General features: G+C 65.2%; 14 protein-coding genes. 9 read left to right on the top strand and 5 right to left on the bottom strand.

Going from position 1 to position 15,193, the window contains the following annotated elements:
- From FGS76_RS19000 to FGS76_RS18970, 7 genes are read left to right on the top strand one after another with little or no spacing between them, the layout of a single operon-like run.
- On the top strand, positions 1-2,073 hold the full coding sequence (locus tag FGS76_RS19000) for a hydantoinase/oxoprolinase family protein (protein WP_138774227.1): 2,073 nt from the start codon (positions 1-3) through the stop codon (positions 2,071-2,073).
- Positions 2,074-2,076: 3 nt separating this feature from the next.
- Positions 2,077-3,939 (top strand): hydantoinase B/oxoprolinase family protein, encoded by a 1,863-nt coding sequence (locus FGS76_RS18995; RefSeq protein ID WP_138774226.1) that lies wholly within the window; start codon positions 2,077-2,079, stop codon positions 3,937-3,939.
- 9 nt (positions 3,940-3,948) lie between these two features.
- Positions 3,949-4,539, top strand: a complete 591-nt coding sequence (locus FGS76_RS18990) for an isochorismatase family protein (RefSeq protein WP_138774225.1) — start codon at positions 3,949-3,951, stop codon at positions 4,537-4,539.
- Positions 4,493-4,945 (top strand): isopropylmalate isomerase, encoded by a 453-nt coding sequence (locus FGS76_RS18985; RefSeq protein ID WP_138774224.1) that lies wholly within the window; start codon positions 4,493-4,495, stop codon positions 4,943-4,945. The genes FGS76_RS18990 and FGS76_RS18985 overlap by 47 nt, the downstream gene beginning before the upstream one ends.
- Entirely contained in the window at positions 4,942-6,351 is a 1,410-nt protein-coding gene (gene leuC, locus FGS76_RS18980; protein ID WP_138774223.1) for a 3-isopropylmalate dehydratase large subunit, read from the top strand. Before FGS76_RS18985 ends, leuC begins: the two co-directional genes overlap by 4 nt.
- 1 nt (position 6,352) lies before the next feature.
- Positions 6,353-7,000, top strand: coding sequence for a 3-isopropylmalate dehydratase small subunit (leuD, locus tag FGS76_RS18975; RefSeq protein ID WP_138774222.1), 648 nt, complete (start codon positions 6,353-6,355; stop codon positions 6,998-7,000).
- Positions 7,001-7,016: 16 nt separating this feature from the next.
- A complete protein-coding gene (locus FGS76_RS18970) occupies positions 7,017-8,888 on the top strand; it encodes a sigma 54-interacting transcriptional regulator (RefSeq protein WP_138774221.1) in 1,872 nt (623 codons plus the stop codon).
- A 665-nt stretch (positions 8,889-9,553) separates the two neighbouring features.
- Here FGS76_RS18970 and FGS76_RS18965 read toward each other — a convergent pair.
- Both FGS76_RS18965 and FGS76_RS18960 read right to left on the bottom strand, forming a co-directional pair.
- On the bottom strand, positions 9,554-9,943 hold the full coding sequence (locus tag FGS76_RS18965) for a nuclear transport factor 2 family protein (protein ID WP_138774220.1): 390 nt from the start codon (positions 9,941-9,943) through the stop codon (positions 9,554-9,556).
- A gap of 37 nt (positions 9,944-9,980) precedes the next feature.
- Positions 9,981-10,730 carry an aspartate/glutamate racemase family protein gene (locus FGS76_RS18960; protein ID WP_138774219.1) on the bottom strand — a complete coding sequence of 250 codons (750 nt, stop codon included), beginning with the start codon at positions 10,728-10,730 and terminating at the stop codon, positions 9,981-9,983.
- A 166-nt stretch (positions 10,731-10,896) separates the two neighbouring features.
- On the opposite strand from FGS76_RS18960, the gene FGS76_RS18955 reads away from it, so the two are divergent.
- On the top strand, positions 10,897-11,607 hold the full coding sequence (locus FGS76_RS18955) for an extensin-like domain-containing protein (RefSeq protein WP_138774218.1): 711 nt from the start codon (positions 10,897-10,899) through the stop codon (positions 11,605-11,607).
- On the opposite strand, the gene FGS76_RS18950 is transcribed toward FGS76_RS18955, so the two are convergent.
- Positions 11,604-12,440 carry a DMT family transporter gene (locus FGS76_RS18950; protein ID WP_138774217.1) on the bottom strand — a complete coding sequence of 279 codons (837 nt, stop codon included), beginning with the start codon at positions 12,438-12,440 and terminating at the stop codon, positions 11,604-11,606. The genes FGS76_RS18955 and FGS76_RS18950 overlap by 4 nt on opposite strands.
- Positions 12,441-12,459: 19 nt before the next feature.
- Complete coding sequence (gene ychF / locus FGS76_RS18945) at positions 12,460-13,551, bottom strand: redox-regulated ATPase YchF (RefSeq protein ID WP_138774216.1); 1,092 nt, start codon at positions 13,549-13,551, stop codon at positions 12,460-12,462.
- 196 nt (positions 13,552-13,747) lie between these two features.
- On the opposite strand from ychF, the gene FGS76_RS18940 reads away from it, so the two are divergent.
- Complete coding sequence (locus FGS76_RS18940) at positions 13,748-14,482, top strand: glutathione S-transferase family protein (protein WP_138774215.1); 735 nt, start codon at positions 13,748-13,750, stop codon at positions 14,480-14,482.
- A 119-nt stretch (positions 14,483-14,601) separates the two neighbouring features.
- Here FGS76_RS18940 and pth read toward each other — a convergent pair whose 3' ends face one another.
- The gene (gene pth, locus FGS76_RS18935) at positions 14,602-15,189 is read right to left on the bottom strand and encodes an aminoacyl-tRNA hydrolase (RefSeq protein WP_138774214.1); all 588 of its coding nucleotides are present in this window, start codon (positions 15,187-15,189) and stop codon (positions 14,602-14,604) included.
- Between the last annotated feature and the right edge of the window lie 4 nt (positions 15,190-15,193).

The raw sequence follows: 15,193 nt of genomic DNA, 5'->3' as shown, positions 1-15,193 counted from the left end.
ATGAGTTATCGATTGGGTGTTGATGTGGGTGGCACCTTCACCGACCTGCTGTTGATCAACGATGACACCGGCGCCACCTATACCGCCAAGGTACCGTCCACGCCGAGCGACTCGTCGATCGGTGTGCTCAACGGCATCGACAAGATTTGCCGTACCTCCGGCGTGAACCCCCGTGACATCGACAAGGTGATGCACGGCACCACGGTGGCCACCAACGCCATCCTGACCCGGCGCGGCGCCCGCGTCGGCCTGGTCACCACCCGTGGCTACAAACAGGTGCTGCATATCGCCCGCTCCTATGTGCCGGGCGGTATCGGCGGCTGGGTGATCTTCAACAAGCAGCCGGTGCTGGCGGCCCTGGAAGACACCATCGAGGCCGACGAGCGTATCGGCGCCGACGGCGCCGTGGTCACGCCGCTGGATGAAGCAAGCCTGCGCGACAACCTGAAGGCGCTCAAGGAAGACGGCATCGAAGCGTTGACCGTGTGCCTGATCAACGCCTATGCCAATGGTGAGCACGAGGAACGCATCGCCGCCATCGCCCGGGAGATCATGCCGGAAATCCCGGTGTCGATTTCCTCCCGGGTGGTGCCGGAAATGCAGGAGTACGAGCGCACCGAGACCACCGTGGTGAACAGCTATGTGCGGCCGGAGGTGTCCCGTTACCTGGACAACCTGGCCCGCGAGTTGGAGAAGCGGCTGGCCGACGACGTCTCCCTGTCGATCCTGCGTTCCGACGGCGGCCTGTCCGCCTGCGATCTGGCCGGCGACACCCCGGTGAACCTGCTGCTCTCCGGGCCCGCCGGTGGCGTGGCCGGGGCCATCTGGTTCTGTTCCCGGGGTGGCTACGACAAGGTTCTCACCTTTGACGTGGGCGGCACCTCCACGGACGTGGCGCTGATCGAGAACAACAGCGCCCGCCTGCGCCGGGAAACCCGGGTCGGTGACGTGGCGGTGCGCGCGCCCTCCGTGGACGTGCGCACCGTGGGTGCCGGCGGCGGCTCCATCGCCTTCGTGCCGGAACTAACCAAGGCCCTGCGGGTGGGGCCGGACAGCGCCGGTGCCGATCCCGGCCCGGCGGCCTACAACAAGGGTGGCGAGCTGCCCACGGTGACCGACGCCAACGTGGTGCTCGGTTACCTGCCCGCCGACCAGAAGCTGGGCGGCGACATGGAAATCCGCCGGGACCTGGCGGAGAAGGCCATGGCCAAGGTGGCCGAACCCATGGGCCTGTCGCTCAAGGAGGCCGCCGAGGGGGTGGTGCGCATCGCCAACGAGCACATGTTCGGGGCGCTGCGGCTGATCTCCGTGGAACAGGGCTACGACCCCCGCGACTTCGCCCTGTGCGGGTTCGGTGGCGCCGGCCCGTTGCACGCCAACGCCCTGGGCATACTAATGAACGCCTGGCCGGTGATCGTGCCGCCGTCGCCGGGGGTGCTGTGCGCCTACGGCGACGCCACCACCCGGGTCAAGGACGAAGCGTCCCGCTCCCTGGTGAAAGGCTTCTCCCAGCTGTCCATCGAGGAAGTGACGCACATCCTTGAGCAGCTCACCGGCCAGGTCACCGACTCGCTCTCCCACCAGGGCATCGAAACCGCCGACCAAACCATCACCTGGCAGGCGGACGTGCGCTATCAGGGCCAGGCCCTGTTGCTGACCCAGGATCTGGATCGGGAACAGCTGGCGCAACGGGGGTTGGCGCTGATCGGCGAGACCTTCGATGGCGAGCACGAGCAGCTGTTCAACTTCGCCCTGGACGAGGAGCACGAGCTGGTCAACCTGCGTGCCATTGCCCGGGCGCCGCGCCCCAACATCGCCGAGCGCGATTACGGCGGCGACGCGGCGCCGTTGCAGGACGCGGTGGTGGGCGAAAGTCAGATTTATTTCCAGGGCGCCGATTACGACGCGGTGCTGTACGACCGCGCCCGGTTGTGGCCGGGGCACCAGCTGGCGGGCCCCGCCATCGTCATGGAAATGGACTCCACCACGGTGATTTTCCCCGGCTACGGGGCGCGGGTGGACGGTGTCGGCAACCTGCTGATCGAACCGGCCGATAACAACGAGAAGGAGTGAACCATGGCTGCCACTTTGATACAGACCAACAACCAGCCGTTCCAACGTCAGGACGTGGACACGGTGACCCTGGACATCATCGAGAACGCCATGGCCAACGCCCGCAACGAGATGGACGCGGTACTGTTCCGCACCGCCATGTCGCCGGGTATCCGTGAGCAGGGTGATGCCTTTCCGATGATCGCCAACCAGGACGGCAAGATGGTGGTGGGCCAGTTCGGCTCCTTCATCTACGGCTTCATGCAGTCCTACCAGGGCACCGTGGAAGAGGGCGATGTGTTCCTCACCAACGACCCCTACATGTGCGACGGCGCCGTCAGTCACCTGCCGGACTGGCTGGTGATGGTGCCGATCTTCAAGGACGGCCGCCTGATCAACTGGGCCGCCATGTTCGGCCATATGTCCGACGTGGGCGGCAAGGTGCCCGGCAGTCTGCCCACCGACGCCAAGAGCATCTACGAGGAAGGCATTCGCATTCCGCCGCTGAAGATTTACCGCAACGGCGAGCTGAACAACGACGTGCTGGATCTGATCCTGCACAACGTGCGCATGCCGAGCTGGAACCGCTCCGACTTCAACGCCATCGTCGCCGCCTGCCGCACCGCCGGCCGCCGCTGCCTGGACATGGCCGAGCGCTTCGGCGACGACTGTTACGTCAGCGCCCTGCAGATGATGCTGGACCGCAACTACACGGCGATGCGCGAAATCATTCGCAAGGTGGTGCCGGAAACCCGCCAATCCTTCGAGGATTACATCTGCGACGACGGCGCCGGCATCGGCCCCTACACCATCCGCTGCACCCTGTGGCGGGAAGGGGACAAGGCGATCTTCGACTTCGAGGGCACCGATCCCCAGGCGCCGTCCTCGGTGAACTTCTACCTCAACGAGGAGATGTTCAAGATGTTCTTCGGCGCCTACACCATCAACCTGTTCGACCCGTCCATTCTGTTCAACGACGGCTTCTATGATCTGGTGGAAGTGCGCATTCCCCAGGGCTCGATTCTCAAGCCGGACTTCCCGGCGGCGCTGTCCTGCCGCACCCACTTGCTGGGCCGCATCTTCGACGTGATGGGCGGTCTGCTTGGCCAGGGCACGCCGGAAGCGATGAGCGGCGCCGGTTTCTCCGACTCGCCGCACTTCATGTACTCCGGTTATGACGACAACGGCGAATGGTTCCAGCTGTTCCAGATCGGCTTCGGCGGCATTCCCGGCCGGCCCCTGGGCGATGGTCCGGACGGCCACAGCCTGTGGCCGGGCTTCACCAACGTGCCCAACGAGTTCGTGGAGGCCTACTTCCCGCTGCGCATCGAAACCTACGAATCCATCGCCGACTCCGGCGGCGCCGGCCAGCACCGGGGCGGTAACGGCATCCGCGTGGGCTATCGACTGCTGGCGGACGGCGAGGTGTCGATCCACGACGACCGCTGGCTCACCTATCCCTGGGGCGTTAACGGCGGCCTGCCCGGCCAGCGCAGCCGCAAGGAACTGGTACGCGCCAACGGCGAGCGCCAGGTGCTGCCTTCCAAGTGCGACAACATCAAGGTGGCCAAGGGCGACCTGGTGATTTTCGACACCTGGGGCGGCGGTGGCTGGGGCGACCCCCTGGAACGGGACCCGGCGGCGGTGGGCACCGATGTGCTGCGCGGCCTGGTCACGGTGGGCGGCGCGCGCCGCTACGGCGTGGTCTGCGATGGCCGGGGGCGGGTGGATCAGGCCGCCACCGAGACCCTGCGCAAGGAGATGGCGGAGCAGCGCGGCCCCATCGAGGAGGTGTTCAACCGGGGCGGCACGCTGGAGGAAATCAAGGCGCGCTGTCTGGAGGAAACCGGCCTGCCGGCGCCTCGCACGCCGGTCTGGGAAAGCTGAGGGGGCGCCATGACGCTGCAAACACGGCGCCTCGCCGCCGCCCGCCGCTACGCCCTGGTGCTGGTGGATCTGAGCCTGGGTTTCACCAACCCGGCGCTCAGTCCGCTGGCCAGCCAGGCCGACGACGTGGTCAACGCCAACGTTCGCCTGCTGGCGGCGTTCCGGCAACGGTCGCTGCCGGTGTTCTACACCACGGTGGCCTATCACCGGGACGATCAGGCGCGGGTGTTCCGCGACAAGCTGCCCGGCCTGGAGGTGCTACGCGCTGGCTCCGGCCTGGAGGACATCGACCTCCGGGTGGCCCCCCGGGAGGGCGAGCCGGTGCTGGTCAAGCACTGGGCCAGTGGCTTCTTCGCCACCGATCTGGCGGCGCGCCTGCGCGCCGCCGATGTGGATGGCGTGGTGGTCACCGGCCTCACCACCAGCGGCTGCGTGCGCGCCACCGCCCTGGATGCGTTGCAGAACGACTTTCGCACCGTGGTCCCCCGGGAAGCGGTGGGCGACCGGGACCCGGACGCCCACCAGGCCAACCTCAAGGATTTGGGAATCAAGTATGCGGACGTGCTGTCGCTGGACGAGACCCTGGCTCTGTTGGATTAGTCTGGCCGTCGCGCTGCTCGCCGGCTGCCGGCACGGGCCGCCGGCGGACGGCGGGATACCGGCGGAGCTGGCCACCCGGCTGGCCGCCGAACCGGCCGCCTGCCAGGCCTATCGCAATCACTATGTGCGTGCCTTCCACCGCCATGTGGCGGCGCTCAGCCGTCACGACGAGGCGGCCGAGACTGGCGCCCGCCAGGAGCTGGAACGCCTGCGCCGGGAGTTGGCCGACCAGGGTCTCGACGCCGACCAGTGCAGCCGGCCGCGCTGCATTATCGAGCCGCTCCAGGGCGGCAAGCTGGACAGCTGGTGCGGGTTTCGCCTGCCGGACCGGGACGGGCCGAACCTGTACCGCTGGGTGGCCTGGCCGCCGCCGGGCGGCGCCGCGCGCACCGAGGAATCGCCATGACACAACAAACCCTGTACGAAAAACTTTGGGACCGCCATGTGGTGGATACCCTGCCCGGCGGAGAAGCGCTGCTGTACATCGACCGGCACCTGATCCATGAGGTGTCATCGCCCCAGGCGTTCGCCTCCCTGCGCGAAAAGCAGCGGCCGGCCTGGCGCCCGGACGCCAACATGGCGGTGCCGGACCACGCCGTGCCCACCCGCAACCGGGAACTGGGCGTGCCCGGCATCCGTGACGGCCTGGCCCGTCAGCAGGTGCGCCGGCTGGAGGACAACTGCCGGGACCTGCGCATTCCGTTGATCAACCTCACCGACCAGCGCCAGGGCATCGTGCACGTGGTCGGCCCGGAGCAGGGCCTGACCCTGCCCGGCATCACCCTGGTGTGCGGTGACTCGCACACCTCCACCCACGGCGCCCTGGCCACGCTGTCCATGGGCATCGGTACCAGCGAAGTGGAGCATGTGCTGGCCACCCAGACGCTGCGCACCCGCAAGCTGAAGACCCTGCGGGTACTGTTCCATGGCGAGCTGGACGAAGGCGTCACCGCCAAGGACATGGTGCTGGCCATGATCGGCCGGCTGGGCACCGCCGGCGCCACCGGCTACGCCATCGAGTACGCCGGCGAGACGGTGGAACAGCTGTCCGTGGAAGCCCGCATGACGCTGTGCAATATGAGCATCGAAGCCGGCGCCCGGGCCGGCCTGGTGGCCTACGACGCGGTCACCGAAGCCTATGTCCGCGATCGCCCCGGCGCGCCGGACGGCGCCGAGTGGGACCAGGCCACCGCCCACTGGCGCGGGCTGGTCAGTGACCCGCGGGCGCGCTTCGACCGGGAAGAAGTGTTCGACGCCGGCGCGCTGGAACCCCAGGTGACCTGGGGCACCTCACCGGAAATGGTGGTGCCGGTCACCGGCCAGACACCGGACCCCCGCACTCTGCCCGCCGGCGCCCGGGGCGAGCTGGAGCGGGCGCTGGCCTACATGGGACTAACGCCCGGGCAGCCCCTGGAAGGGCTGCCGATTGACCGCGTTTTTATCGGCTCCTGCACCAATGCGCGCATCGAGGACCTGCGCCAGGTGGCCAGCCTGGTGCGCGGTCATCGGCTGTCGCCACGGATCAAGCAGGCGATCATCGTGCCGGGCTCGGGGCTGGTGCGGCTGCAGGCGGAGCGGGAAGGGCTGGCGGACATTTTCGAATGCGCCGGCTTTGAATGGCGCGCCGCCGGCTGCTCCATGTGCCTGGGCATGAACGACGACCGGCTGGCCCCCGGAGAGCGCTGCGCCTCCACCTCCAACCGTAACTTCGAGGGGCGCCAGGGCAAGGGCGGCCGTACCCATTTGATGAGTCCGGCGATGGCGGCGGCCGCCGCCCTTGCCGGCGTGATCACCGACGTCCGGGGACTTTGATATGCAGGCCTTCACGCAACATGCCGGCGTGGTGATTCCGCTGCCACGGCGCAATGTGGACACCGACGCGATTCTGCCAAAACAGTATCTGAAGAAGATCGACAAGGAAGGTTTCGGTGCCCACCTGTTCGACGACGAACGCTATCTGGACCCGGGCGATGTGGACACCCCGCTGGATCAGCGCCGGCCCAATCCGGACTTCATTCTTAACCAGGAACCCTATCGGCGGGGCAGTGTGCTGCTGGCGCAGGCCAATTTCGGGTGTGGTTCCAGCCGGGAGCACGCGGTGTGGGCGTTGCAGGATTTCGGAATCCGGGTGGTGATCGCGCCGTCCTTTGGTGAGATATTTCACAATAATTGTTTTAATAATGGCGTGCTGCCGATTGTGCTTCCCGAGTCCGAGATCGAGCAACTGTTCGAGCTTTGCGGGCGCCAGCCGGAGCAGCAAATAAGCGTGGACCTCCAGGAAAACCAGGTATCCTGGGGTGATGAGAGCTGGTCGTTCCAGGTCGACCCGGCCCGCCGGGAAGCCTTGCTGGCCGGTCTGGACGACATTGGCATCACCCTTGAACGGGCCGAAAAAATACAACAATACGAAGCCAGACGCCGCCGCGAGGAGCCTTGGCTGTTCCATATGGCGGGACGATAATGGCCGGGAGAAACCTATGGAGTTCGAGAACGCCGAATTGTCGCGGGCCCGGGTCTGCCTGATCGGTAATTCCAAGCTCAGCAAGATGGTGCATTCGCTGATTCCCGAGTTTCAGGCGGCGGCGGACATTTCGATTATCGACAACATCTTCAGCGACGCCCTGTTGTCCGCCCGGGATCTGGTGGAGCGCGGCAACGTGGACATCTTTGTCAGCGCCGGCGCCAATGCCTACTACCTGAAGAACACCCTGCCGGTGCCGGTGGTGGCGCTGAAAATCCGGCAAAGCGATCTGATCAGCGCGGTGCTCAAGGCGCGGGCCATCTCCCACAAAATTCTGATCCTGCTCCATGAGGACCAGGCGGTGGAGTGGGAGATGCTTTCCTACCTGCCCGGGGTGGAGATTGTTCAGAAAAGCTATGTCACCGCCGATGACGCCAACAACATCTTCCACAGCCTTCGCCAGCAGGGTTTTGGCGCCGTGGTCGGCTCCAGCTACATCTGTGACCTGGCGGAACAGGCGGGCATTCCCTATGTGATGATCTACTCGCGGGCCTCCTGCCGGCTGCTGCTGCGGCGCGCCATCAATCTGGCCGGCGAGTACAAGCGGGAACGCCAGCAGCAGGCATTCGCCGATTTCCTGCTCGCCAACACCGGCACCGCCACCCTGGTGACCAACCGGGAGGAGCGGGTAATCGCCTTCAATGAGCAGGCCCGCGAATTGCTCAGCAACCTCTACCGGGGGCGGCGCATCGACAAGTTGCTCGACAAGCGCTTCCTGGACACCGACGACACCGTGGCCGAGGGCATTCTGCTCAATGAACGGCTGTGCCGGGTCAGCAAGCGCGCCTTCGATGTGGACGAGGAACGGGTCGGCCATATCTATTCCATCAAGGCGGCGCCGGTTTCCCGGGTGGAGGAGGGGCGCGACCGGGTGGAACTGGTGTTCTGCTCGCGGCGCATGCACGAAGCGACCCGCCTGCTCAGCGTCTACGGCGCCACCCCCGGCTCGGTGCTGCTGCGTGGGGAAACCGGCAGCGGCAAGGAACTGGCCGCCCGGGAAGTGCACCAGGCCAGCGTCAACCGGGACGGCCCTTTCGTGGCCATCAACTGTGCCGCCATTCCCAGTGAACTGTTCGAGGCGGAGCTGTTCGGTTACGCCGACGGTGCCTTCACCCATGCCCGCAGTGGCGGCAAGTCCGGGCTGCTGGAAGCGGCCAACAACGGCACCTTCTTCATGGATGAAATCAACTCCCTGCCCATGCCCCAGCAGGCCAAGCTGCTGCGGGTGCTGCAGGACCGGGAAGTGCGCCCGGTGGGCTCACGCAAGTCGGTGGCCCTGAACATCAAGTTCGTGGCTGCCTGCAACCACGATCTGCTCGAAGAAGTGCGCGCCGGTCGCTTCCGCGAGGACCTTTATTACCGCCTGAATGTGTTCACGGTGCAGCTGCCCTCCCTGCGCGAGCGGCCGGAGGACATCGAGCCGCTGACCCGTTACTTCATCCAGCGCCTGTCCCGCCGTTATCAGCTGGATATCGAGGAAGACGCCTTCTGCCAGGTGCTGTTGCCGGTGTTCAAGCCCTACCAGTGGCCGGGTAACGTGCGTCAGCTTGAGAATTTGCTGGAACGGTTGCTGGTGTCCTCGTCCATGTACGAGGACCTGAACGAATTCGGCGTCGCCATCCGCCACCTGGCCCCGGAGCTGTTCGAGCCCGGCTCCCCCGGTGGCGGTGACCAGGGCCACCTGCGGCAAAAAGAGCAGGAGGAGATTCTGCGCGTGCTGGAGCAGTTCAACGGCAACCGGGGCCAGGCGGCGGAATATCTGGGCATCAGCCAGACCACCCTGTGGCGCCGCCTCAAGGAACTGGACAAGAAAAAGCAGTCGGGCTAACAGCCTCTCCCCCCGAGCCGCGTTATCGCGACCAAGGAGGGGCGGAAGGTGTATCGAGGCGCCGGCTTGGAATTGCCGTAGGAGCGGCTTCAGCCGCGATCAAACGCGGTGCCATCGTTATCGCGACTGAAGTCGCTCCTACAAAAGAGGGGGCGGAAGGTTTATCGAGGCGCCGGCTTGAGATTCCTGTAGGAGCGGCTTCAGCCGCGATCAATCCCGGTGCCATCGTTATCGCGACTGAAGTCGCTCCTACAAGGAGGGGCGGGAGGTGTATCGAGACGTCGGCTTGAGATTGCCGTAGGAGCGGCTTCAGCCGCGATCAACCCCGGTGCCATCGTTATCGCGACTGAAGTCGCTCCTACAAAGAGGGGGTGGGAGGTGTATCGAGGCGTCGGCTTGGAATTGCCGTAGGAGCGGCTTCAGCCGCGATCAACCCCGGTGCCGTCGTCATCGCGACTGAAGTCGCTCCTACAAAAGAGGGGGCGGGAGGTTTATCGAGGTGTTGGCTTGGGATTGCCGTAGGAGCGGCTTTAGCCGCGATCAACCCCGGAGCCGTCGTTATCGCGACTGAAGTCGCTCCTACAAAAAGGGGGGCGCTGAACGGCGATGTTAAAAAAGCGGCGCCATGAAGGCGCCGTGATGGAAAGGCATCTAAGTGGAGTTGCCTATTTCAGAACGTTGTCGCCGCTCATGAATACGAACACGCGGGAGAACTTGCCGTCTTCCACGTACCAGAAATTGCAGTTGGAAAGGCGCACTTCGGTGCCATCGGCGGTTTTCAGATAAACGTTGAAACGCGCGGACACGCTCTGGCTTTCTTCGTCGGCGGTGCACTCGAAATCCCCGTGCCACACTTCCTCGAAGCCGCCGAACAGATTCTCAAACATGGCGCGGATGCCCTGCTTCCCTTCATGGACAATGGGGTCCGTGGGGATGGTGAACACCGCGTCGTCGTGGAAGTTGGCGAGTACCGCGTCCATGTCCTTCTTGTCCACATTGGCGAAGTAGCTCTGCGTCGCCAGGTCGATCAGTTGTTGTCGATTCAGTTTCTTCATTGTTGACTCCTGTGGGTCGGCGAAAAGACGGGCGGGGTCAGGCCCCTACCAGAGCATGAAACAGGTCGTGGCGCGGCACTTCCGGCGCCGGATAGGCGCGCTTGCTGTGCGTAAGCTGCAGTTCCAGCATCATCTGGCAGGTCTTGAAGCTCACCTGGCCGGGATTGAGCACTGGTACCGGCAAGCGCTCCGCCAGAAAACCGTGGGATTGGTGCATGGTGGTGGAGCCGAGAATGATCACGTCGGCGCCGTCCTCGTGGATCAACGCTTCGCACGCTTCCAGCAGTTTCCCAAACACCACTTCTTCCTTGCCGGCCAGCAGCTCGGCCAGATCCGGCCGGGTATTGATGGAACGCATCCCCGCCAGTCTGTCCCACAGGTGGTATTCGGTCAGCGTCTTTTCATAAAGGTGGAACCATTCGTCCCACATGGTGACGATGCCGAAGCGTTTTCCCAGATTGCAGGCCAGATAGAAGCTGGACGCGCCCGGCGCGATCACCGGAATGGTCAGGCAGGAGCGCAGGGCATTGAGCGCCGAATCGCTGACCGTATCGATACAGATGGCGTCGTAGCCTTCCTCCTCGGCGCGCAGGCCGGCCTCGGTGACGCTGACATCCATCAGCAGGGTGTCGTGGTAACTGTCCGCGAGGGCCGCTCCCGCCTTCACCGGTTCGAACACGACCTGGTAGTCGTCCGGCAGAAAGCCGGCGGGCAACTGGGCGGCGCGGGCGTCGACACCGGCCTGGTCCATGGGGATCGGAATGATGACTTTGATTTTTTTACTCATAGGTCCTCCGTCGTCGTTGATGACTATGAAGGCAAGATACGGGCCAATCGGCGTGTGATTTTTTCTTCTTGAAAATCAAATGGTTGGAGGGTTGGTGCTGGCGGCTCCATGGATGCAGATTGAAAGCCGGCGTTCAATCTGAAAGCCGGCCCGGTACACTGTGGTGATGGGACGTTTTCTCGCGGTGATTCTGATTCTGGCGCTGGCCACCGGCCTGTTCATCGCCGGCCTCAAACAACAGTGGTGGCCGGTGCCGCGCCACTGGAACCCGTTCATGGCGCTGCATCTTGAAGACCCGGTGACGCCGGTGACACGCTGGAAGCTGCGGCGGTTGGGTGACGATCCCCAGGCCTGTCTGGCGGCGTTGCGCACCGCCCCGGAGGGCACGCTGGATTATCTGCCCCTGGAGGATTACACCCCGGTGGAAAGCTGCCCGCTGACCAACGTGGTGCGAGTGCGCGCCACCGGCGTGGACTTCAACAACCGCTTCGTGGCCCGTTGCCCGCTGGTGGCGGCCTGGGTCCTTTATGAGCGCAACCAGCTGCAGCCACTGGCAAGGGCGCATTTCGGTCAGCCGGTGGCGGAGGTCTGGCATTACGGCACCTTCGCCTGCCGCAATATCTACCATCGCAAGGACGACCGCCGCAGCGACCACGCCACCGCCTCGGCCCTGGATGTGGCGGCGCTGTCATTGCGTGACGGCACCCGTATTTCGGTGCAGCGGCACTGGGACGACAACGGGGAGAAAGGCGCCTTTCTGCACGACGCCTTCGACGGCGCCTGCCGGTTCTTTGGCACGTCCCTGGGCCCGGATTACAACGCCGCCCACGGGGACCATTTTCATTTCGGCCTGCGCGGGTTCGGAATCTGTCGCTAGCGTCTCGGCAGGGTCAGGTAAACGCCGACCAGGACCAGCGGCGCGCCCAGCAGGTGCTGCACGCCCAGGGCGCTGCCCAGCACCAGCAATGCGAACAGGGCGGTGAAAAATGGCGTGCTCAGCCGCACCACCGTGGCCGAGGTGGCGCTGATGTGCTGGCAGGCGAGGGGATAGAGGTAGCCCGGCGCCAGGGTGGAAAACGCCGCCAGGCCCAAGAACAGGGCCCATTGGCCCCCGTCCGGCACCGACGCCATGGGGTCGGCGAACGGCACGCTGACCAGCAGCCCCAGGGCACAGGCGATCCACACCACGTTCCAGCCCTGGCCGCGCAGCCGGTCGCCGGCCCGGGAATACAACGCCATCACCAGGGCCGCGCCCAGGCCGCACAGGTCGCCGACCAGATGACTCTCAGCGGAGGCCGGGCCACCCAGCAGCAGCACCATGGCCACCCCGGCGAACGCCAGCAGCCCGCCCAGCACCTCCCGGCCGTGCAGCCCCTCACGGCGCAGCAGCCGCAGCAACATCACGAAGAACGGGGAGGTGGCCACCAGCAGCGACACCGTGACCACGTCGCTCAGATAAAAGCCCACCGTGGCCAGCACATAGTAAGCGGCCAGCAGCACACCCCCTTCCAGCGCCGCCCGGTTGGGGCGGCGGAAACCGCGCAGGGCGGCCAGCAGCACGGTGAGCAGCAGGGTGGCGGTAAGAAACCGGAACACCAGGGTGGTGCCGGTGGGCAGGTCGCGCAGCAGCGCCACCCAAATACCAGTGGCGCCCCATTGCGCGCTGGCCAGCAACGCGAGGGCGGTGCCTTTCCCGGTATTGGAAGCCATGGCGCCCTCGATTCCGGGATCAGACGTTGAACAGGAAGTTCAGTACGTCGCCGTCGTGGACCACGTAGTCCTTGCCCTCGGCGCGCATTTTGCCGGCTTCCTTGGCGCCCTGCTCGCCGTTGCCGGCGATAAAGTCTTCGTAGGCGATGGTCTGGGCGCGGATAAAGCCCTTCTCGAAGTCGGTGTGGATCACACCGGCGGCCTGGGGGGCGGTGGCGCCGACCTTGATGGTCCAGGCGCGCACTTCCTTCTTGCCGGCGGTGAAGTAGGTTTGCAGGCCGAGCAGTTGGTAGCCGGCGCGGATCACCCGGTTGAGGCCCGGTTCTTCCATGCCCAGGTCGGCCAGGAAGTCCGCTTTTTCCTCGTCATCCAGTTCGGCGATCTCGGATTCGATCTTGGCGCAGATCGGTACCACCGAGGCGTTTTCCTTCTCCGCCTGCTGGTGCACGATGTCCAGCAGCGGGTTGTTGTCGAAGCCGTCCTCTTCCACGTTGGCGATGTACATGGTGGGTTTGAGGGTGAGCAGATTGAGGCTGCGGATGACCTTGCGCTCATCGGCGTTCAGGTCGGCGGCGCGGGCCGGTTCGCCTTCGCTGAGCAGGGGCAGCAGCTTTTCCAGCACCGGGATCATCGCCTGGGCGTCCTTGTTCTGGCCCTTGGCGGCTTTCTGGGCCCGTTGCAGGGCACGTTCCACGGAGTCCAGGTCGGCCAGGGCCAGCTCGGTGTTGATCACCGAGATGTCATCCAGGGGCGATACCTTGCCGGCCACGTGGATCACGTTCTCGTCGTCGAAGCAGCGCACCACGTGGGCGATGGCGTCGGTGTCGCGGATATTGGCCAGGAATTGGTTGCCCAGGCCTTCACCCTTGGAGGCGCCGGCCACCAGCCCGGCGATGTCGACGAATTCCATGGTCGCCGGCATTACCCGTTCCGGATTGACGATGGCGGACAGCGCGTCCAGACGCGGGTCCGGCACCGGTACCACCCCGGTGTTCGGTTCGATGGTGCAGAACGGGAAGTTCTCGGCATCGATGCCGGCCTTGGTCAAGGCGTTGAAAAGAGTGGATTTGCCCACATTGGGCAGGCCCACGATACCGCACTGAATACCCATAACTGCACCTCCGTTTTCGAGGGCGCAATGCTACTCAAGGTGCGCCCAAAATGCGACCGGAAGCGGCACCGCGACGCCTTTGCCCGGCGCCGGGGCCAATTGCCAGGGAGCCGCCAGGGCGGGGCTCTGATGCCGGGAGCGCGGGCGCCGGGTTTGGCTAGACTGAGGAGTCACGAAAGCCGGCGGCACGACGATCATGCGAATTCTGTATCAGTTCCCCATCTCCCACTATTGCGAGAAGACCCGCTGGCAGTTGGATTACAAGGGCCTCGACTACCGGCCGCGCAATCTGCTGCCCGGCCCCCACCGGTTGCGCACCCAGTGGCTGGCGCGCATCAACACCCTGCCGATCCTGCGCGACGGCGACCGTAACGTGGGGGATTCCACCAAGATCGCCTACTACCTGGAGAAGTATTATCCGGAGCGGCCGCTGGTGCCCCAGGACCCGGACAGCCGGGGGCGCATGATCGAGCTGGAGCAGCATTTCGACCGCATCGGCGTGCACGTGCGCCGCTGGCTCTACGGGCAGTTGCTGAACCGGCCGGAAATCATGGATGCCATGCTCGACCCCTACCATCTGCCCGGGCCGCTGAAGCGCGCCCTGGTGCCGCTCACCCGGGAAGGGGTGCGGCGGCTGTACGCCATCAAGCCCAAGGCGGTGGTGTATTCAGAGCAGCGCGTGGAGGAGGGCCTGGCCCTGGTGGAAGAGGCGCTGGCCAAGGGCGGCGGCGATTACCTGGTGGACGACCGGCTGACCCTGGCGGACATCAGCGCCGCCAGTTTGCTGGCGCCGCTGGTCAGCCCGCCGGGCACGCCCTGGGATGTGTTCGACGAGAGCACCCTGTCGCCGGCGTTGCAAAAGAAGCTCAAGGACATGCGGGAACGGCCGGCGGGACAGTGGATTCTGGAGCGTTATCGCAGCGATCGTTGAGGTGTTTGGGGATCGCGGCTGAAGCCGCTCCTACAACTTACAACGGGCGCCGGTATCGCGGGAGTTCGCACAGCGCCGCGTTGTAGGAGCAGCTTTAGCCGCGATACCGGCGCTTTAAATCAGGCGCGGAAGCCGTTCAGCCCGTTCATGGCGCTATTCAGCTCGCCACGCAGCAGATCCGGCGTGAAGCGCACCGCCTCGTCGATGGCCCGCTCGATCAGATCGCGGTCCCGGGCGGGGGGCTTGCTCAACACATGGGGGGTGACCAGGTCGGCGCTGCCGGGATGGCCGATGCCGATACGCAGGCGGTGAAAATCCCTGCTGTTGCCGTGGCGGGCAATGATGTCGCGCAGACCGTTATGGCCGCCGTGGCCGCCGCCCTGCTTGAAGCGGGCCACGCCCGGGGGCAGGTCCAGCTCGTCATGGGCCACCAGCATTTGCGTGACGGGAATCTTGAAGAAGTTCGCCAGCGCCGAGGTGGCCTGGCCGCTGCGGTTCATATAGGTGGAGGGCACCAAAAGACGCACGGTCTCGCCCTCGAACTGGAAGGTGCCGGTGAGGCCGAAGTATTTCTTTTCCTCGGAAAGGAAAATGCCCTGGGCACGGGCCAGGGCATCGATGTACCAGACACCGGCGTTGTGGCGGGTAGCGTCGTATTCGGGGCCCGGATTGCCCAGGCCCACGATCAGTCGTACCGGATCCGCCACGGCC

The sequence above is a fragment of the Alloalcanivorax gelatiniphagus genome (assembly GCF_005938655.1).
Classification (GTDB): Bacteria; Pseudomonadota; Gammaproteobacteria; order Pseudomonadales; family Alcanivoracaceae; genus Alloalcanivorax; species Alloalcanivorax gelatiniphagus.
Note: the sequence above shows the minus strand (reverse complement) of the source record. Positions and strands in the feature narration are given on the sequence as shown.